The sequence below is a fragment of the Parabacteroides sp. AF18-52 genome (genome assembly GCF_003479145.1).
Lineage (GTDB): Bacteria > Bacteroidota > Bacteroidia > Bacteroidales > Tannerellaceae > Parabacteroides > Parabacteroides faecis.
In genome coordinates, this window is the sequence record NZ_QUGR01000009.1 from 163,572 (window position 1) to 185,844 (window position 22,273).

The following is a 22,273-nucleotide window of genomic DNA, read 5'->3' on the forward strand; positions in this document are numbered from 1 at the left end:
TAATTGGATAGTTCATTCTTTTATTTCACCCCAGAAAGAAATTTCCGAAATGTGCATCATATCACCTCCACTCCAGGTCGACTCTACTTCGAACCGGATATAGCGGATAGGGGGAGAATCCAAGGGGAATTCAAATTCAAATCCTTGTGTTGCATATTCTACATCTTCATTAGTTATAGGGCCGTCTTCACCCGAAGGTTTGAAACTATAACAATCCATCATATAATTCCAATCATTTTTAAATCCTCCCTGTACCCAATAACTGTTTTCATGGTTATCAAGCTTTAAACTTGTGGTACCATAAATCTTCCATCTTTTCAAATTATGATGCTTAAATTCATAACCGATTCTAGGCCATAATGTATAACGGCTTAATTTGGCAGTCACTCCCAAATCAATAGTAAAATACATGGGTGTTTTACCTGAACTGGTATGGAATCCCTGGTCACCGACAATGTCGTCAAACATTTTGTTGAATTCCCAACCACCGAGGTTTGTCTCATTATCACCCATCAGAATCTGGCGGTTAAACTTCGACTTATCCAGTTTCATTTCAAAATAAGGAGTAAAGAAACCTTTCAATGTATCTGAATAATTATCCCAACGGTCACGGATCACAGTTGCATATTCACGCTTGGAATCATCAAATCCGTGCAAAGAATATTTACCTTCAGTCGCACTGGTATAAACAACATCCGCCACATTCAGATCGCCGACAGAATCAGCTGCAAGCACATAAATCGTCAAATCCGATTTATTTTCATTTTTCCATTTCAACTGTACGCCGCCAAATCCTTTTTCCATAGTCATTGACTGAAAAACCAACTCAACCGGAGGTGTTGTCGGATTAATAGTGACTTCTACCGGGTCGGATTGATTGTTACTGCGGTCTACACAGCATAATTTAATTGTTTGTGGATCTGTCGAACCAAACCCTTCTACCACTAATGAATTAGTATACATAGACGAAGTTGTATTTTTTTCCACTCCATTAATTGTATAATAAGCTTTTACACACAGTAGATCATCGTCTTGCGGTAAATCATAAGTTATTTCAGCTCCGCCAGGCAAGTTCTCCACCCTAGGATTCCTGATCGACCCGGGAGCAACGTTATCAGTGGCAGGCTGTCCCACAAACTCTTCCTTACAGCCGTTAAACAAAACGACCAACAAGAAGGTAGTAACAATATATAATAAACGTTTCATTCTTGAATCTTTTAAATTTAGTGATCAAATTAATTCGAAGTTCCCCAGCCAAAATTCTGGATAAGATTAGGATTGACATCCAGCGAGTTTTGTTTGATCGGGAAAAGATAATTCTTAATACTGAATTGAGGTTGAGTCAGAACTTTCACTTCATAGTATTCAGTCGTATTTTCACCTTTCACATTCCATCCTGTAATCGGCTTCTTAAATTCACTTTCCGCTTCTTTCCAACGTAGCAGATCCCAATAAGGTTCGCCCTCAAAAGAAAGTTCGATCATGCGTTCACGATGTATAATCTCACGCATGCCTTCTTTTGTATTCACTTTAGATGAATTGGTTGAATACTTAGTCCAACTTTCTTTCACCCCTTCCAGTCCGGCACGTTTCCTTACTTCGTCAATCCAAAAATAAACGTCGTTATCGGGAGTGCTTTTCGACTCATTCAATGCTTCAGCATACATCAGGTAAAGATCGGCCAAACGGATTACCGGAAAAGAATAACGTTTGGAAGTCCAGTTACTCCCATTAATAACACTCTCCACTCCCACCAGTTTCTTGGGAAGATAGCCGGAAGCCGAATATTTCTCAGCAGCTGTCATACCACCAGTCTGTCCTTTTTTCATCTGGGCATAATTCAGTTTCGAATAGTCCTGATCACCAACAACACCATTACCATAAATGATACAACCATCGAAACTTAACGATGCATAAAACCTCGGTTCACGTTTCATATGAAGATTAGCAGTTTCATAACCTTCTTTCAGATAATAACGTTCCTCTTGCGATACAATACCTGTTTTATAACGGTTGGCATAGTCCCATGTTTTATCTTCCTCAATAGGTACACCATGGTTACTATAAAAACGCTCAGCAACCTGGATAGTCGGCGACATCATAGAAATAACAGGGGCAGAAGCCGGGGCATTTTGTAACCTTACGGCAGCTACTTGTTGCAGAAAATTATCATTCTTTGTGGAACCCCATAGAATTTCCTTATTCCATCTTTCCGTAACAGCACCGCGTACATTTAATTTTATACGAGTAGAGTCACTAATCGGATCAAATCCTTGATAATAATAAAGGCCTGCACCATGGCTTTCTGCAAAATCGATCGCTTGCTTTATTGCTTCGGCAGCTACAGTCCACTTTGCAGGATCATAAGATGTTGAAAATAGGCTACGTCCTTTATTATCTTTTATATTCGTATAGAAAGGGTTGCCATTAAAAATGGGACTGGCACATAAAATCAAGGCTTTGGCTTTTAACGCCAATGCGGCAGATTTGGTAATTCGTCCCATTTCCTGTGTCTGATTTTGGATATCATCGGGAAGATCTTCCAAACATTCATCTAACAAATCTGCTATGTATTTGACAACATCGTCTACAGGTTCACGATATACGCGTACCTCTTCCGGGGTAGAAGAAACAGGTAGATTTTCATCCACGATTGGAATCGGTCCATACTTTCTCAATAAATAAAAATGATAATAAGCTTTTAAGAATTTGACTTCAGATACCCATCTGACTTTCTCATATTCTTCCAGATCGACCGGTTTGTCTATATTTTCAAGGAAAATATTACAATCACGTATAGCAATAAACAAATTACCGGCACCATTTCCCCCATCCCAGGAGTTTAATAGAGGATCGTTCGAATTCTGACCGTCTCTTGCTAATTTCCAGGCATATAGATTATTACTATTATCAAAATACCACCATCCTTCCGGAGCGATCCAACTTTCATATCCTCCCAATAATGCTTCATTTGCATTAGGATCAACCGGATTAGGCAAGTAAGAATAACAAGTAAACAAATATTTTTCCGCGTTAACCCGATTATTGAACGCATGGTCAATTGTAGGAATATTATCAGGAACCACATCCAGATAATCACTGCATGAACTTAATGTGGTTAAGCTTATAAAGAGCAATAATGCATTAATTATTTTCATATTTTACATGTATTATAAACTAACATTAATACCTAAATTTATAACCCGCTGAACAGGATATCCCAATCCGTTACCTGCCATTTCCGGATCCCACAACTTGAACTTACTGAATGTAAGCAGATTGGTTCCACTGACATAAACACGGATCATTCCTATATGAATCTTACGGGTAATCTCTTTGGGTACAGTATATCCTAACTCAGCTGATTTTAAACGGAGAAATGAACCGTTACGCATGAACCAGGTACTTCTCTGGTTATTATTGTTGACAACATAGTCAGACAAACGAGGCCAAAAAGCATAAGGATCACGATTATCTTCCGACCAATGACTTTTTGCAATTTTATCCAGTAATGCATTTTGAGAAACGACATTACCGTCGTCATCCGTATCAGCAAAAGGAGACAAGTTTTTCGTGTCGATCCAAAACGAAGAACGGGCAGACCCTTGGAAGAATGCGGACAAATCAAAGTTTTTGTACCCCAGGGAGAAACCGAAACCATAAATAATTTCAGGAGTAGTAGGATAGCCGATAGGTACTTTATCCTGATCGTCAATAATTCCGTCCCGGTTAATGTCCTTATACTTGATATCACCGGCCTTATATTCACCATATTGTTGTACTGGAGAATTTTTTACGTCTTCATCATCGACAAAAAGACGTTCCGCGATCAACCCCCATTGTTGACCGAGACTCTGGCCAATATGTGAACGCCAGGGAGCTTTTGCATAATCTGGTTCTTCATACACCCGAAATTCACTGGTTGCATACGTAAAGTTTCCTCTGACCGAAGCCCAAAGATCTTTATTAAAAGACTCCGAATAGTCTACGGAAATATCTATACCCGAACCGAAGCTTTCTCCGATGTTTGATTGCGGACTGGCCTGAAGTCCCATTGTCGTAGGGATAGAAGAACGGCTCTGTAATATATTTTTTCTGTTTTCACGGAAATAATCAGCCTGAATCTCTAATTTCTCCAATAACCCCAGTTCAATACCATAATTTTGCTTATACGCTTTTTCCCAGGTAATATAAGGATCCTCATAACGGGAAATAGATATACCGTTTAATGAATATCCGAAATCAGTACCGAATGTATATCCCCGGTCGCCATTATCCAAATTCACGTTAGACAGATAAAAGAAACGATCCTTATCCTCACCGATCGCATCATTACCGACAAGCCCGTAAGTTGCTTTTAATTTCAGTTTACTGACAACTTTGCTAAATGGTTCCCAAAACTTTTCATTAGAAATAAGGTAACCAGCTCCCACCGAAGGGAAAAATCCGTAACGTTCAGAAGCTGCGAAACGTTCTGAACCGTTATAACCGAAGTTACCTTCAATAAAATAACGGTTATCGTATCCATAGGTAAGACGTCCTGCCAATCCCACATTTCGGTAAGGGAGAGAGAGTTGTAAATCGCCGGCATTCCCTTTTAATTCTTCCCGGGTTGTAAATACCAGCAATGCACTTGTCGCATGTTTCTTATTGAATGTCCTGTTATACTGGGCTGCAGCTTCAAAATAGATCGTACTGTTCACCTCTTTTTTCCCTTCAGAATAATCAAGATATTCTTTTCCTTCCTTCTCATTCAATGGCATAAGAACATAGTTGTCATTCTGTTTATCATACATCCCGATCTTATAATAAAATGGCGTATAATAGCGTGATACATCAAAATAGGAATACCGGGATGTGTTAAATAACCCTCTCACAGACAGACCTTCTGTAATAAAACTCAAATCCTGTTTCAACTCCAATTGAGCCAAGACCAGTGTTTTACTATAGTCTTTATAACCTTTCACCATATCGGCATACGGGTTGATATGTTTCGCCCCATCATAATTACCGAACAAAATATGCTGAGAATATTTATTCGCTTTGTCAGCAGGATAATAGGCTGGGAATAAGACAGGATTCGTTCTCATTACCTTATTATACAAACCCGAACCGCCATCTATTGGTCCTGTATAATCATCGAATGTCCCATGTAAACGGACAATCAACTCTGTCGTAGGAGTTACATTTATATTTACATTGGATCGTAGCAGATATTTCTTCAGGTCAATATTACTATTAAAATTATTTCGTTTATCAACCCGAAGTATACCGTTATCCTGATTGTAGGATGCAGCGACATAATAACGAGCAACTTTACCGCCCCCGCTAATATTTAAATTAAGCCGTTGATTAGTCGTGAAATTTTTGAACATTGTCTTTTTCCAATCAGTAGCAGGATATACATATGGATTAAGACCTTTGCCCGTATTTGCTATTTTTTCATTCGAATAAGGCAATATACCCAGCGGATTACGTGTTCTAATAGCCTCATTATGCAATTGCATATAGGTGATCGGATCAGCCAACTCCACTTCACTTGCCGGAGAAGAAAAAGAATTCTCAAAGCGGACGGAAAATTTCGCCTTACCTTCCACACCTTCTTTTGTAGTAACCAATATGACACCATTTGCACCACGTGCTCCATATAATGCCGTAGCATTCGCATCTTTCATAATTGAAAAACTAGCAATATCGTCTGTATTCAAACGGGCCAGATCTTCTGAAGATAATTCAACGCCATCGATCAAAATAAGCGGATTCGCCTTCCCTGTACCGAACGTCGTAACACCACGAACAAAAAAATCGGCATTATCCTGTCCTGGTTCTCCGCTACGTTGATACGAAATAATACCGGACATTCTACCGGCAAGCGCTGTAGTAAGATTACTACTCGGTACTTTCAACTCAGAGGGTTTAACAGTCGTTACCGAAGCTAACACACTTTCTTTTTTCTGTTTAGCGAACGCAACAATAGTAACTTCTTCCAATTCATCGGTCTTTTCTTTTAAAGTTACAAATAACTGTTTTTTATTAGCAACCCCCAATTCCTGATCCTGCATTCCCAAATAACTGAATACTAATATATCCGTTTCTTTTACATCGATAGAAAAAGAGCCGTCAATATCAGTTGTTACACCACGCGGTGTACCTTTCACCTGGATGGCCACTCCGGGCAACGGTTCCCCTAAATCATCGACCACTTTACCAGTAATCTTTTTTTGCTGTAGAGTAACCGGGAGATTCGTTTTTATTTCTTCTTTCTTATTTTTTTTCGTAATATAAATTTGCTTGTCTACAATATTGTAAGCATTATCAGTTCCTTCAAACAGTCTATCCAATATTTTATCGACTGTTTGATCTTTTACACTAATTCCAACTCGCTTACCGGCATCAATCACTCCTTCATAATAGAATATAACGAACTCACTGTTCCGTTCAATCTCTCTGAAAACTTCTTTTAGCGTCCTGTTGGTAAGATTCAAGGATATCTGGGTCTTTTGTGAATAGGCCAATTTTACAGAGAATTCCATGCCCCAACAAGATGTCGCAACCAGACATGCGACTACAATACACCATAATCTTCTAAACTCACGTATTCCTACGTTAATTATTCGTTTGTTTTTCATACATTTGTACTGATTTTTGATTTAACTGGAAAGAATTCTGCTAAAATTCTTTCTTTCAAAATTACGGCCGGATAATACCCACTATTATCCGGTTCTGTTTTTTCATTCTTCTTTTACTTCATAATTATATTATTTTTGAGGTTTAACAATAACTGATATATATTCTCTCTCTAGTGTAAAATCGATAGGCATCGTCGATCCCAAGCCTGTCAATACTTTTATCATATCTTCATCCAGATTCAAGGAACCGGAACAACGCAAGGAACCTACTGCACCACTATATGTGATCTTTTTACCATAATAATTAGACAATTTATCCAAAACGATTGAAAAGCATTCATTATCAAATGTGTAAAATCCATCCTTCCAGGATATATAATTCTCTACATTCACTTTTTTTATATCAGTAGTACCCTTCTCATAAGTGAGCCGATCAGACGGATCCAACACTGTTTCTATAGAATTATCAGTCCGCACATTCACCTTTCCTGAAACCAGAACAACCGATACTTCCTGATTGGATTCGTACGTCGAAATATTAAATTTCGTCCCTAACACCTGAACATCCATCTTCTTTGATTTAACAATGAACGGTCGTTCCTTATCCGGATAAACTTCCATATAGACTTCACCGTCTACATATATTTCCCGTTGTTTTTCATCGAATGTAACCGGATAGACGACTCGTGTATTTGCATTTACCCAAATTTTTGAACCATCAGCCAACTCTAGGAAAGATCGTTTTGAAGACGGAACGATCAACTGATTGTAAACCGGCTCACTTTTATTATTAGAGTTTGTCAGCGGCTTACGTGACGTGTTCAACTTTTGAGTATTAATATGTAGCTCTCCCTCTTTATTATACTGTAAATGTGAATTATTATCTTCAATAGTAACTTTCTTTTCATCTGCCAAAATTAATTGGATTGTTTCTACCGGACATTCAGGTTTTTGCACTCTTTCAATCGCAGTCAATTCAGGGCTTTTATGATATTTAGCATAATAAAAACTTCCCGTTGCCATTAATAATAGAAATATTGCAGCAACAGAAGAATACCAATATTTACGTAATCGTTTTTTATTATTTGTTTTGGAAATACGCTTCCAAAGAAATTCTTTATCCTCAGAAGAAAAAGTGGATTTACGGTAAGGAACAGAACAAAGAATAACTCTCACATATACAACTTCTTTAGCAAGAACTTCATCTTTATGAGCTTGTTCTTGCCAAAAAGCTTGTGATTCATCAGTCGGATGAAAAAATGACTTCATAAAAAAATCATCTTCCAACAACTGTTCTGCCGAATAACCAGTATAGTCTTTTTCTTTCATTCTCAATTGTACCTAATAGGTTTTCCTATGGAGAATACAATCGAATGAAAATTTTATACTCAGCAAGAATACATTTTTTTGTATAAAATGAAGAAAATAACAAGAACGGGAAAAGACTCCCGTATTTTTTTAATCGAACGTTGTATGGAATTCTGTACCGATTGATAATTCATATCCATTAAAATAGCGATCTCTTCTATCGAAAGTTCTTCCATATAACGATAATAGATTATTTCCCGCTGCCGGTCGGTCAACATACTCAGAACTTTTCGAACTGTTTGTTGTAATTCTTTCTGATTTAATGTAACTGTAACCTGTTCTTCCGCACACGGATCCAGATATTCACCTTCTTCCAGATCGACTTTATCAAAAAACAATTCCCGCTTTAAAAGATTATACAGGTGGTTTTTCAAACAAGTAAATAAATAGAATTTGATATTAACCTCCGTTTTTAAACGTAGTCTATCATTATATAGTTTTACATAAACATCATGGATTGCATCTTTAACCAGAGACTCATTAGAGGTGAACTGAATACCATACCTAAACAAAATATCTGCATAGTTTTTATAGATGAGTTCAAAACTGTCATTATCTCCGTTTCTGAAACTCTTCCAAAGAATATTTTCTGATTTACTGCAATTCATTTCCATATGAGGCATCAAATTTAGGAAAACATTTGAATCCATCAATCCTCTGACTGGATAATAAATAAAAAGAGGCGTGAGGACTGCTGATATATCTAACATTGAGGCCTTCGACTGCCCTGCTCATTGATATAAACAACAGCTCACACCCTTTTATTTTGAATATTTCCATATGCAAAAACATAGGGATATAACAAAAACAAGCATGTGAGCGTTCGCTGTCTACTATCCAAAGAGCATGAAAGTGTCGAAGTTTCAATGTTAGGATAATATCATAAAAACGCTTCTCATAATAAATAAAATCACCTCATAGCTTATGATGCCAGAGATTGGTTTACAAAAGTAGGAAGAAGCCCTTAGTTCCACAAATTATGAGAAACGTTTTTTCCTATTTAACTTCAGGCTTCTTCAATCTAAATATTCCCATTAAATTCTTTTACCGCATCAAACATCGCGATAATATTCTCCGGCGGAACATCCGGTAGTATATTGTGTACGGTATTAAAGACAAAGCCACCTCCGGACGACATGATCTCTAAACGCTCCAGAACTTGTTCACGAACTTGAGCCGGTGTGCCGTTGTTCAGTGTACCGACGGTTTCTACGCCACCACCCCAGAAAGTACAATCCTGTCCGAACTCTTTTTTCAAAAATTCGGGAGACATGCCCATGGCATTTGTTTGCATAGGGTTGAAGACTTCGATCCCTGCCTCGATCATATGGAGCATCAATGAAGAGATGGAACCACAGGAATGGATAAAGGTGTGCATCTGACTATGCGATTTTACATAATCACATAACTGTTTATGACGGGGTTTGAAAAGGGTTTTATAAGTATCCGGATCCATAAACGGACCGGTTGTCATCCCGAGATCATCCCCGAAACGGATAATGTCAACTATATCGCCAACCGAAGCACAGACCTTTTCAAGTGTTGCCAGGTGACGTTCCAGTAACTCATCCAATACGCGTTCCACCTGGTCCGGATCACAAAGCAGGTCCATCAGGAAATTATCCATCCGGCGCAGGAAAGTTCCCCATTCAAAAAGATTGCAACCGCAAACGATCATCAACGCCTTATCCGTTGTCTCCCGCAAATGCAAGGCATTTGTTCTCAACTGTTCCCAGAAACCGTCATCGGCAGCATGATCCCAGGGACTGTGCACATAACGCGACCACAGGACACGCCCCATCTCTTCATCCAGGCCGTCATAACTATCAGGATAGCCATCCACATAAGGGAAATAGGACTGATCAAAGAATGTGGCACCTTTCGGCATCATTGCCAACAGGCGTTTACCATCGGAATCATAACAATGCCAGGAACCGTTAGGTTGTTCTATGGGATTGAACCAGGCGGGATACAGAGCTTTATCGCCATTAGCCAGTATTGTCTCCTGCCAGGCGGACGCATTCACATTAAACGTACGGCCGATATCGAGAACATCGATACCAAACTGATCGATCAACGACATATCCGGTTGTGCCAATTGCTGTACGACATCGTATATTTGTACCGGTAAGTCGGTCCGTCCCAACTGTTTCAGCAAATTGGAATAGGCAATTGCCGAAATACCTGAACTGGGAGTTGCTCCCATATCGACCGGAACACGGTCGGGCTCTTTATGAGCTATAGCTGATAAAACACGTTCTCTTGAAGTCATAATTTTCAATTCTCAATTTTTAATTATCCTCACTCTCCTCCACTCATTCCTATAATGAAAGAGGCAGCAACCAATACGACCAGTCCGGCATACATCCATACTTTTGTCTTTGTATCCGCAGCCTTCCATTCACCCCGGTACAATCCCCAAAGGGTTGCAAAGACAATAGTCAGCGACATTAATATTCCCCAAGCTGTAAACGAGAACTCCCCCATCCGGCTTTTCCCCATACCGTAAAAGATAAAGTTGACAAACCAGAGAAAACCCGCCAATCCGCAATACAGATAGTTGCTTGACACCGCGATATCCTTTGTCTTTACAAAAGCTTTCAGGTTATTATTCTTTTTCGACAGGAACAAACACCAAAGTGCAGTCGCCAGAAAAGAACCGCCGAACAACACGAAAAAGACAGGTAACGTCTGAAATAGCGGATCGATACCCGAAGCAACCAAAGCGGATGAAATACCCGTACCCTGTTCTATACCCAGGGCTTGCGAAGCACCGGTTATTCCGACAAAGAAAACCAGCACCAGTCCTTTTCCGAAATTAAGTTCCGGGTTCGCCTCCGGTCCGGCACCTTTATCTTTCCGGTAACCGGCATATCCACTCAAAGCAATACCGACTGCGGCAATCAGCAAACCGGCTATCAACATAGTCCCTCCGGATTGTTGCAAGAGAATATTCAAACGCCCGTCGATAGCCGGAGGAATGATCGTTCCCAGTATCATCATCAATCCCAGAGAAAGCGAGAAGCCTAACGAAAGGCCCAGATAACGCAGGGAAAGTCCGAAAGTAAGATTACAAATACCGTAGATGATCCCCAGTAAAAAGATCCATCCCAATGTCTGTGCCGGGACACCGGACAGCACATTCATAAAGCCCGGGCAAAAAACATAACATGCCACCAGCGGTACGATCACATAAGCAAACAAACTATATATCAGCCAATAGTTTTCCCACGCCCAGTTACGGGTCTTTCCAAAAGGGATCGAAAAACTTCCCGACGAAAATGCCCCGATGGCTATCAGCCCGATTCCGAATAATAATTCAAATGTCATAACTCTTATTGGTTTTTTCTTCTAATATTCCGATATGCACAAGAGGCGCTGTTACAGGCTACGATTAATTCCAACCAGTTGATATTATCCTGCGGATCACGGGCATAAGCATCCGCCCCGATCCTCTGAGCAAAATTCGCATTTAACGGTGCGCCACCGACAACCACTTTGGTCTCGGGATATTTTGCACGGATAGTGGCGATCATCGGTTGCATATTGCTCATGGTTGTAGTCAGCAAGGCAGACATGCCGCAAACAGCTCCGGGATGCTCGTCCAATGCCTGGATATATTTCTCGGCTGGCACATCTGTCCCCAGGTCGATCACCTCCCAACCGGAACCTTCCACCATCATACCCGTCAGGTTCTTGCCGATATCGTGCAAGTCGCCCATAACGGTACCGATAACAAATACACCTTTCCGTTTGATCTCTCCGTTCTGAAAATAGGGTTTCAGATGCTTCATGGCACTATTCATCGCTTTAGCCGATAACAGCATTTGAGGTACGAATATCTTCCCTTCCGTAAACTTATTGCCTACCCGGTTCATTGCCGGTATCAGGGCGTCATTCAATACCGATTGAGGAGATAAGCCGCTCTCCAATGCTTCCCGGGTCAATTCGTCAGCACCCGGTTGTCCTTTCATTGCCGGTGGATAGGGCGATGCAAGACTGATCTTGCCGAATTCCACGCATTCGCCAAGTTTAATAATGATGTCGTTCATGTTCAATAATATTTAAAGCCTATTCTATTTATACGTTATTCAGTCTGTATGGAAAACCTCTTCCATAGCCGCCCACCATTCTCCGGGAGCACGGTTCTCTACCGGTTGCTGGCAGGGATCGGTGAGCTTCCACCATTCTTGTGTGACCGGATCGGCAGCCATTCGCTGCATATCTTTTTCATAATCATTTCCGATATATTCATAATAGCTGTACAACATTCCGTCTTTATAATAAATAGAGTAATTGCGGATATTACACTCGCTGATCATGGCCAGCACCGCCGGCCATACAGCTGCATGTAATTGCTTATATTCTTCCAGTTTTTCAGGCTTTACGCCGATAACACTTCCATAACGTTTCATATTCTTCCATCTATTAGATTAAATATGAGCAAAAATAGCAGAAGTAAAAGAGTTGAAGTTTTCAATTTGCGTGGTTCTTTTGACTGTTTCCGAGATTTGAACAATACTATTCCTATAAAAGGATTAACTGTAAAAGAGGGAGTGACAGCGTATGACATCATAATGGCACAACAGTGCCACCCTATTGGCATTGTTGTGCCATAATAGTGACACTGGAGTGCCAATACGGTGGCACTACTTTTAGCATAGGACAAAAGATTCCGTAAGTCGCAGACTTTCCGGTTTACAGCCCTACTTTATCTGTCATCTTAAAACGGAGCGTTCCCCCGTTCAGTAATTCATCGAAAGTAATATATGTCCGGTCGAGTGAACGATCATTCAACCAGACTTTCTCTACATAGATATTTTTATCGGACAGATTCTCGGCTGTTATGACAAATTGCTTGCCTGACGACAGGTTTATCACCGCCCGGTCGAATAAAGGAGCACCCAGTTCGTAACGACCGGATACCGGGTCCATCGGATAAAAACCTAACGAACTGAAAACATACCAGGCACTCATTTGCCCCGTATCTTCATTCCCGCAGATTCCCGTCGGAGTCGTATCATAAAGAGTTGTCAATACCTCATTGACATATTTCTGTGTCTTATGGGGTTGCCCAACCTCATTATACATATAAATAGTATGATGCCCCGGCTCATTGCCATGTGCATATTGACCGATCAGCCCGCTGATATCACCGGATACGGTTTCTCCTTCCAGCGAAGAATCCATCGTAAATAAGGAATCCAGGCGAGAAGCCAGCACCTCTTTGCCTCTCATCAATTTGGCCAGCCCGTCTATATCATGTGGGACAAAGAATGTCCACTGCCAGGCATTCCCTTCGCAATAATCATCCGACCGGTGTTCCGAGCGCAGAGGATAAAAAGGTGTACGCCAAAGACCGTCTTTAGTCTTTCCCCTTGCAAGCAAAGTGACAGGATCGATCACATTCTTATAATTCAGGGAGCGGGCCCGGAACTCTTTACAAATATCGGGATGATTTGTCAGAGAGGCGAATCGGGCAATTGCCCAGTCGTCGAATGCATATTCTAACGTACGGGCTACCGACTCCATTTCCATATCACAGGGCACGTAGCCATATTTCTTATAATTCTCCAACCCGACAAAGTACCCCATCGAATAGCCGCACGTATCTTTCATGGCTGATTCAACCATTGCCCGCATTGCCAGTTCCGTATCAAAGTTCCTGACACCATTCATATAGGCATTAGTTATCAGGGGCATGGAATGGATACCCGTCATCTGGTAAGTCTCAACGCCTGCCAATGTCCAGATAGGTAACTGCCCGGCATATCTGAAATGTTCCAAAGCTGTCCGGATATAATCCTCCATCACGTCAGGACGCAAGACAGCGATCAAAGGACAAGCGGCACGAAACGTATCCCATAATCCGATAACTGCACCATAATAGGCGAAGCCATCCGTCTGATGTACCTGGCTGTCGGAACCACGAAACCGGTTATCTACATCCGAAAAAAGCATCGGATACATCATTACATTGTGTAAGGAGGTGTAAAAAAGTTCTTTCTTTTTCAAATCATTTGTCTCGACTTCTATCTGGCCCAATACCGGCGTCCAGCTCTCTGCCGCTTCTTTCTTCAAGGAATCGAAATCCTTATCCGCCGCTTCTTTCCGGTGATTATCCTCAGCACCCTTCATATCGACTGCAGATATACCTGTTTTAACATCCAGTATCTTTTCCGGATTCTCAAAGGTTAGGATCGCTTTCACATTACGTCCTTTCAGGGCAGAGGTCTCTTCTACACATTCGTTATCCAGGAATAACCGACACTCTTTTATCGGAGAAGAAAATGTCGTATAAAAATAAACATGTTGTTCCGGAGCCCATCCATTAGTCAACCGGTATCCGCGGACCGTATAATCATCTACTTTTTCAAAAGACGCAGAAAAGACCGTATCCACATCGTGTTCACGCTGGATTGTACAAGCCCCCTGTGAGCCGTATTCCAGATCTATAATAACAGGGACGGAACCAGCAGACTTATATTTATATCGTTGCAGTCCACAACGTAAAGAAGCGGTCAGTTCCACATTCAGATCGCCGTTATAAAGATCAACCGAGTAATATCCGGGTTCCGCCCACTCTTTCTCATGGGAAAAATCAGCCTGATAATACTGGGAATATAACTCCGTAAGGCTATCTGTCTTATAGTTCAGGGGAAGAGGCAGAAATAAAATATCCAGAAAGTCGCCACAGCCTCCGCCGCTTTTATGCACATGGCTGAAGCCGACCAGACTCGTATGGTCATAATGATATCCTGAACTGTTCGCATGTGTATCAGCCCCTATCTGTACCATTCCGAACGGGACAGAAGCGACAGGAGTGACACATCCGTTCAGTCCGGTTCCAATAAATTTATTCACATACTGATTATTAGACTGAGACTGTTCCATTTGGCAGGAGAATAACAAGGTAACCAACAGTAGTGAGAATAATCCGTTTTTATTTAATTTATTCATAGTGCATTCATTTTATAATCTCCACAATATCATGTATTTTCAAGTCAGGGACTACAAAAGTAACCTTCCCGTCAACGTAATCGAACCGTAATGGCCGTCCATCCGGTTGTAACAATACCTTCTTCGGTCTTTCTTCCGACCGGACTACGACGTTGAGATCTCTTAATTCAGGTATCTCATCGATGCCCTTCACACTCCGGTTTGCATGATCGCCGGATGTATTGACCAATTGGATCAACATACGTCCGTCCTTTTCCGACGGGATCACATGAACCCGGTGAGAACCTTTCACAGAAACCAGAGGTTCAGGGAAGAGGTTGCCGATCAGCTCCGACAGGAAGTCCCTGAATACAGGAGAAGTCGTTGAAAGATAAGATTCGCCGATATTCATATAAACACCGGCAACTTTACCTTTACCGTATTTATGAATCGTTGCGGCACTACCCGATGGGAAACGGAAATCATTCGTCTGATACAGCCGGGCAAGTTCTTCAGTTCCCTGCTCACAACGAATCTCACGGAATTTACCTTGTATATCGACAAAACGGTTATCAAACCCCAGGCAGGATGCCCCTCTTTCACCGACTCCCTGCACACCTAATATATCGTCAAAAAGAACGGTCGCCTCCGAACCTATAACGAGTAGATTTCCTCCTTTTTTCACATATTCCTTCAACCTGGCGATCATTTCCGGTTCCATAACCTCCCACTCGGGAACAACAATGACCGGATATTCTTCCATCCTTTTTTCCATGTGGTGGGTCATTAAAACCTCAACAGCCTGCTGACCGTCCAGAAGAGCATTCATAATACCTCTAATCCCATTCACACCAAAAGGTCTGTAAATATCATTCACCTTTTGTTTCCAACCTGCCGTAGAATAGAACAAGGCGATTTGCGGGATAGGTTTTATTCCTTTACAATAGTCTCTTCTTGGCAAGACAAAATCAGCAACTTCCCGCATAATATCAAATGATGCGGGTTGAAAAGACATATCCTCGTTTTGCCTGAAATACATCTGGCAGCCGCCTCCCAGACTGATCACGGCTGCCGCCTCCTGACAGAGCTGTAAGGCTGTTTTAGGAACCGAATGACGAACAAAGCTCCATGCCATCAGGTCGTAAGGCAATCCTTGTCCGGCTAAACAACGGGCATTCCAGTTGGCAGTGTTCAAGGCATCATCCGGATCATAATCGCCGGAGAGGAAGTCCAGTTTTATTCCGGCCGGAACCGGTTCCGGCATCAAGGCACTAAAAGCCCAATTCGAGCATAACTGGAATTGCGGAGCTACTTTTTTCAATTCTGCCGTATAATGGTCTATATAAGCTATAAATTTCTTCCGGTTGAATTCCAGCAGTATCTTGTAGTTTGGGTCTTCCGCCACAGTCGGCATATAACTCAAGCCAGTCACCTGTTTAAATTCCTCCTGAGCCTTCGGGTGGTAATCAGGATAAACCGCCCAGCTTTCTCCGTCGATCCATACACCATCCACTTTATATTTCAATGCCAGTTCCTTGAGCTGGGGGATCAATAATCGGTCGGCATAATTACCCCAAAAGCTGGTATTTTGTCCATCCGGTTTACCGTCCGGTGTTCTTCTACCCTCTTCCGGATACAACCGTACATAGTTTATATCCATTACTCCTGAATGATGTACATACAATGCCACATTTCTTTTGAAGGTAACCTCCCGGATCAAAGCCAGAGGATCTTTATCATATCCGGCAGCCTGTTGTCCGACCGCCGTCGGATAAGAAGAGACTCCCGGATGCCCTTTGCTATCCACCTGAATATAGTCAGGCCGCACGGCCTTTAACATGGAGTCGATCATTCCTTCGGTCAATGTTTTCCCCAGATGTTCATCCGTTAACTGGGAGTGACGGTCGAAATGAACACCCCAAAATGATTCAGAACGTGTTTTTATCTTATCCTGTGCGTTGAGCGGTAGAGTCAACATTACAAAAATCAAGACATATATTATATTTTGCAGACTTCTCATGTTCTTTTATTTGATTAAAACAGACAATAAAAGGGCATCCGGGAACAGCAATTCCCGGTACGCCCTCATATACTCCATAAATTTTAATAACCCGGATTCTCCGGAGCCAGGTTCGGATTATTGGATATCCTACCCGGAGTAATCGGGAAATAATAGTGTTCTTCCTTAAATACGGAAGGTACGCCCCCCATCGCATTTTCGTTCATTTCAATCCTGAACTTCCCGGTTTTCACATCATAGAATGTATAAATACCGGAGAAATTACGGGTTATGGCATCAACTGCCGTGTGCCAACGTCTCAAATCCCACCAGCGCTGGTCTTCAAAAGCAAGTTCCACTTTTCTTTCATGGCGGATCGCATCACGGGTTATATTCGTCAGCAAAGCGATACCGGCTCTTCCCCTTATCTGGTTTACAGCATCCAAAGCTTCAGAACTCTTACCTAACTCAAATGCTGCTTCCGCGTAGTTCAACAGAATCTCCCCGTAGCGGAAAACGATAAAGTCGACTTTTGTCTTGCCGGCATCTACCGGCACCAAACCGTCATCCAAATATTTTTTGACATTGAATCCGGTAATTGCTCCTCCTGCATATCCCGCAGCAGAGTAAGAACGGCCTTGAGCAGGTTTTCCCTGATAAAATCCTGTTGTAACCTTGGTCCCGTTTTCCGTGATAATACCGCCCCAGTTCTCTACGGCTTCTCCTTTCCAGATAGTTCCTTCATAATAAACGGAAGCAAAGAAACGGGGATCTTTATTCTTAAAGAATTCATTCAAATCCCAGGGCTGACTCAGAGCCAAGGCCCTGTCGAAAGTTCCCGGCGTTCCATCTATATTCTCAAAAGACTCTACCATTTCCAGATAAACGGACGTATTACTACCTCCCCATCCGGGACAGAACTGGAACGGAGACATGAACAAATCATAGTTGCTACCCACTTGTTCGCCTGTCAACTGTTTAGAGAATATTACTTCCACATTATTCTCATCCAGGAACAATTTTCTGAAATTCTCTGCCTTATCATTAGGTAACTGATTATATAACGCAAAAACATTCGAGTCGATAATCTCTTTCGATGCCTCGTAAGAGGCTTTCCAGAAACGTTCTGCCTCATTCGCCGGAATACCTACCAGGCCATCGATCTGAACTTTACCCCAGGTTGCAATACTGGCAGCATACATGGCAGCCCTGCTCTTCAATGCCAGTGCAGCATATTTAGTCGGATAACCGACCTCATCGCTACTATAACTCTCCGGCAGATCTTTTGCGATCTCATCCATTTCATTTATAATGAAATCATAAACATCAATCTCTTTATCCCTGGAAACCAGCAATTCTTCCATCGGAGCATCTATCGCCTGTGCCTTTGTAATAACAGGAATGCCACCGTACCTTTTTACCATGAAGAAATAGGTAATCGCCCTGGCAAAACGGATCTTACCGGACAACACCTTCTTTTCCGGTTCCGATACGGCTGCGGATGTCTCTATCTTTTCAAGAAATTCATTCGTTTTACGAATGGTTCCATAACGCCATTGCTCCAATAAACCGCCATCTTTATTCAGAAAACCGGCTTTCCATGTTGAATACAGAGGATGCCAGTCCCGCCCTTGACGTCCTTCGTCTGATAATCCGGAAGTAGGGTCTACCTCTTCATAACCGGAACCGTCACGGATCAGAAAATCCAATTCACTGTAGACTCCGCTGATGTATGAATTTATCAAAGCCTTATCGTTCCATACAGCCTCCTCGGATATGATATCCAACGGTGCCTTATCCATTATATCGCAGGAAAAACTTCCACAAAAAAGTAATAAGTAGATAAAATATTTTGCTTTCATAACCGTACTATTTAAAAAGTAACATTTAATCCTAAAGAGACTGATTTGGTGACAGGATATGACCAACCTCTGGTTGCATCCGGTGTTTCTGGATCCAATCCGTATTTACGCAACGGATTTATTGCAAATAAGTTTGTTCCGACAACAAACAGACGCAAATTCTCCATTCTTAAGTTACGTATCAGGCCCTTATCAAAAGTATACCCCAAAGTGAGATTTTTCAGACGCAAATAAGATGCGTTTTTATACCAGTAGTCAGAATTCCAGTTATTGGTGGTCTGACCGATCTTTTGTCGCGGGATAATTGCGTTCCGATCATTATTCTCAGGTGTCCAACGTTCATTCCAGATAACTTTGAAAGGAGTTCTTACGCCATCGATATTGATATTACCGGATTGCAGTTGCACATAATAATCAGCAGCTCCCTGTGCAAAGACACTCAGGTCAAATCCTTTGTATTTCATATTAAGATTGATACCGTAAATGATATGAGGAGTACCGCCACTTCCAATAGTGCTGGCATCCCGCCAGTCTACTTCTCCGTCATTATTCAAATCGAGTATCTTTATGTCACCCGGACGAAGGGAGGTGTTTCCCATGCCATCCATATCATATCCCAGATTGTCTATTTCTTCCTGGCTCGTAAATAAACCGTCCGATTTATAGGCATTATAGACATCGATCCATTGACCGGACTTTTTCTTCAGACGGATGTCATCCGGATCTGTATAATCAGGTTCATCATAATGGATCCATTTCGAGCGTGACCAGGAAACATTTCCGCTGATGTCATAAGAGAATTCCCCGAAATTACCCCGGTGACCGATCAGGACTTCAAAACCTCTTGTACTCTGGCTATTGATATTCTCACTCGGAAGAGTCGCTCCAAAGGTATTGGGTAATGACACGACACGGGTTCCTAACATATCATCCCGCTTTCTATAAAAGACATCGATCTCCGAATACAATTTATTATTCAATACGGATAAATCCAATCCTACATTATATAATGTCATCGTTTCCCAGGATATATTTGTATTGGCAATACCAGTAGTTGTCAAACCGGGTACCTCTTTTCCTCCCAGTACATTATAGCCTTCAAACTTATACCCTGTAAGATACTGGAATGCACCGACGGAGTCAAAGCCTGTCTGGCTCACACCGGCACGTAATTTCAAATTATCGATCCAGGTCAGGTTATTCTTTATAAAAGCTTCTTCTGACATACGCCAACCGGCAGAAAGGCTAGGGAAGAATCCCCATCTTTTATCCTTCGGGAAATTCGGAGAACCATCGTAACGAGCCGTGGCTTCCAACAGATATTTTCCCTGATAAGCATAATTCGCACGAGCAACGAAACTGGCTCTTCCGGATACCGAAGCACTACCGTTCGCCTGTTGATTGATGGTACCCCCTGCAAATAACTGGTCGATCGCACTTGTCACATAATTCTCCCTATAGGCCGAAAAGTTTCCATTATTATAATCTATAATCTCAACCAGTGCCAAACCGTTTATTGCATGGTCTTTATTAATCACTCTATCATAATTCAAAGAGAACTGGCCTGTTATAACCTGATTTTTATGAAACTCCTGTTTCAGGGATGTCGGCATCGACTTACCATATAAAGTATAAGTATCCGTTGCATAATCATAATCCCAGATATCATTTTGCTTCGTCCAGTTCTTCCGGTCGTAAGAGACCTGCTGATAGTTCAACTTCAACTTGGCACTCAATCCCGGAACAGGGCGCACTTTGTAATTAACCGTAAATGCTCCGTTCAATGTGTTCTTATATGTTTTATCATATCCACCCAAATCTTCATGTGTATTTATTATGGCATTGAACGGTCCCGGACCTATATGGGGAACCTTTGTCGGATCAGGAAATGAAGCATGAGAGGTCGGCGTACTATCGAAAAAGTCCATCCAGAACCACTCTTCGGAAGCAGGCCGGTTAGATTGACGGACATCGTCTTTAATCGCAGAAAGATCAAGAGAAAATGTCAGGTCGGAAGTCAGATTTACATCCAGATTCGAACGTACGTTGAATCTCCGGTAACCGGTATTTCCTCCTTTAAACATACCATCCTGGCTGAGATAACCTAAGAAAGTATAATACTTAACAACATCGGTACCACCTCTGATCGTCAGATTATACTGTTGTTGAAGTGCTGATTTTTTCATAATCTCATCGTACCAGTTCGTACTAGGATACTGAGGATCGTTCCCTGCAAAATATTTTGCAATATCTTCTTCGGAAAATTTAGTCTGATTCTCAGGGATACCTGAATTGATCTGGGCCTCCCTGAAAAGAGTTGCATATTGGCCGGCATTAACCGGTTCCGGGAAATTCGTATAACTTTGGCTGGTCAACGTTCCGTTAAACGAGATATTCGGCTTACCAGACTGGCCGCGTTTCGTAGTAACCAGGATAACGCCGTTTCCTGCTCTGGCACCATAAATAGCTGCAGATGCATCTTTCAATATAGAAACTGATTCTATTTCATTTGCATCTATATTATTGAACGATTGTTCTACGCCATCTACGATGACAAGTGCGCTTCCGAAAGAACGGATATTTATATCCGCAGCGTCAAAACCGGGTTGCCCGCTTTTTTGCTTGGCTATTAATCCGGGCAGGCGTCCGACTAAAGCGTTCGTCGTACTTGCCACCGGACTTTTAACCAGCTCTTCATTCTTTAAGGTAGCAACAGCGCCCGTCACATTCAATTTTTTCTGTGTTCCGTAACCGACAACAACAACTTCATCCAATGATTGAGTATCTTCCGTCATCCTGATCGTAAACGTTTTTTGACCATTCACCGGTATTTCCTGGGTATTGAATCCTATATATGAAATTTGTAGGGTTGCTTTATTCGGAACTTCCAAAGAAAACTCTCCATCCATGTTGGTGATAGTTCCGTTTGTCGTACCCTTCTCCATTACATTGGCTCCAATAACACCTTCACCCTGATCGTCAATGACCTTCCCTGTTATTTTCACAACATCTTTCTGTTGGTTAACTGTTGCCAGAGACAAGACAACCTGATGGTTCGCTTTCAAGACATAGGAAACAGCAGCCTGTCGTGCAATCAGTTCCATAATGTCTTTAATATCACCGTTCTTTACATCGATAGATATGATTTTATTCAAATCCGATAGCTCATCATTATAAAAGAAACGATAATCACTCACTTTTTCTATTTCTTTGATTACCTCACGTACCGGCCGGTTCTTCATTGTGAGGGAAATCTGGCTTATTGCTGCGATACTTGAAGAAACAAGTAGTATTCCACACAAAAAAGCCCGTATTAAAAACTGCTTGATGTTACTCATTTTTAAGTGTTTTTTTAATAGTAAATGGATTATAAATAGTAACTTTACAAGCTAAAATCGGATATAAAGATTCCCACGCGGTCAACCCGCCAGTTGACTGTGTAATAAGTATGATTTATAAACTCCGATTTAAGCTAA

The 22,273-nt window shown here is 41.6% G+C and carries 13 protein-coding genes; all 13 read right to left on the reverse strand.

The genetic code is table 11. The features are described 5' to 3' along the window. Positions 1–12: 12 nt before the first annotated feature. Entirely contained in the window at positions 13–1,206 is a 1,194-nt protein-coding gene (locus DWX23_RS15925) for a DUF5000 domain-containing lipoprotein (RefSeq protein ID WP_122375188.1), read from the reverse strand. Positions 1,207–1,235: 29 nt separating this feature from the next. Then, a complete protein-coding gene (locus DWX23_RS15930; RefSeq protein ID WP_122375189.1) occupies positions 1,236–3,158 on the reverse strand; it encodes a RagB/SusD family nutrient uptake outer membrane protein in 1,923 nt (640 codons plus the stop codon). 12 nt (positions 3,159–3,170) lie between these two features. Continuing rightward, positions 3,171–6,629 carry a TonB-dependent receptor gene (locus DWX23_RS15935; RefSeq protein ID WP_233587635.1) on the reverse strand — a complete coding sequence of 1,153 codons (3,459 nt, stop codon included), beginning with the start codon at positions 6,627–6,629 and terminating at the stop codon, positions 3,171–3,173. Positions 6,630–6,758: 129 nt separating this feature from the next. Further along, complete coding sequence (locus DWX23_RS15940) at positions 6,759–7,958, reverse strand: FecR family protein (protein WP_122375190.1); 1,200 nt, start codon at positions 7,956–7,958, stop codon at positions 6,759–6,761. 59 nt (positions 7,959–8,017) lie between these two features. Next, positions 8,018–8,611: an RNA polymerase sigma factor gene (locus tag DWX23_RS15945; RefSeq protein WP_158607085.1), complete on the reverse strand. Its 594-nt coding sequence runs from the start codon at positions 8,609–8,611 to the stop codon at positions 8,018–8,020. A gap of 407 nt (positions 8,612–9,018) precedes the next feature. Further along, positions 9,019–10,269, reverse strand: coding sequence for a uroporphyrinogen decarboxylase family protein (locus DWX23_RS15950; RefSeq protein WP_122375192.1), 1,251 nt, complete (start codon positions 10,267–10,269; stop codon positions 9,019–9,021). 29 nt (positions 10,270–10,298) lie between these two features. Next, positions 10,299–11,327 carry an L-rhamnose/proton symporter RhaT gene (locus DWX23_RS15955; RefSeq protein WP_122355144.1) on the reverse strand — a complete coding sequence of 343 codons (1,029 nt, stop codon included), beginning with the start codon at positions 11,325–11,327 and terminating at the stop codon, positions 10,299–10,301. 5 nt (positions 11,328–11,332) lie between these two features. After that, a complete protein-coding gene (locus tag DWX23_RS15960; RefSeq protein WP_122375193.1) occupies positions 11,333–12,049 on the reverse strand; it encodes a B12-binding domain-containing protein in 717 nt (238 codons plus the stop codon). Between the two features lie 39 nt (positions 12,050–12,088). Further along, positions 12,089–12,412 (reverse strand): L-rhamnose mutarotase, encoded by a 324-nt coding sequence (locus tag DWX23_RS15965; RefSeq protein ID WP_122375194.1) that lies wholly within the window; start codon positions 12,410–12,412, stop codon positions 12,089–12,091. Positions 12,413–12,695: 283 nt separating this feature from the next. Continuing rightward, complete coding sequence (locus DWX23_RS15970) at positions 12,696–14,957, reverse strand: GH92 family glycosyl hydrolase (protein WP_122375195.1); 2,262 nt, start codon at positions 14,955–14,957, stop codon at positions 12,696–12,698. Positions 14,958–14,964: 7 nt separating this feature from the next. After that, positions 14,965–16,956, reverse strand: coding sequence for a beta-galactosidase trimerization domain-containing protein (locus DWX23_RS15975; RefSeq protein ID WP_122375196.1), 1,992 nt, complete (start codon positions 16,954–16,956; stop codon positions 14,965–14,967). 83 nt (positions 16,957–17,039) lie between these two features. Further along, positions 17,040–18,797 carry a RagB/SusD family nutrient uptake outer membrane protein gene (locus tag DWX23_RS15980; RefSeq protein WP_122375197.1) on the reverse strand — a complete coding sequence of 586 codons (1,758 nt, stop codon included), beginning with the start codon at positions 18,795–18,797 and terminating at the stop codon, positions 17,040–17,042. Positions 18,798–18,808: 11 nt separating this feature from the next. Next, positions 18,809–22,135: a TonB-dependent receptor gene (locus DWX23_RS15985; RefSeq protein ID WP_122375198.1), complete on the reverse strand. Its 3,327-nt coding sequence runs from the start codon at positions 22,133–22,135 to the stop codon at positions 18,809–18,811. Positions 22,136–22,273 lie beyond the last annotated feature (138 nt).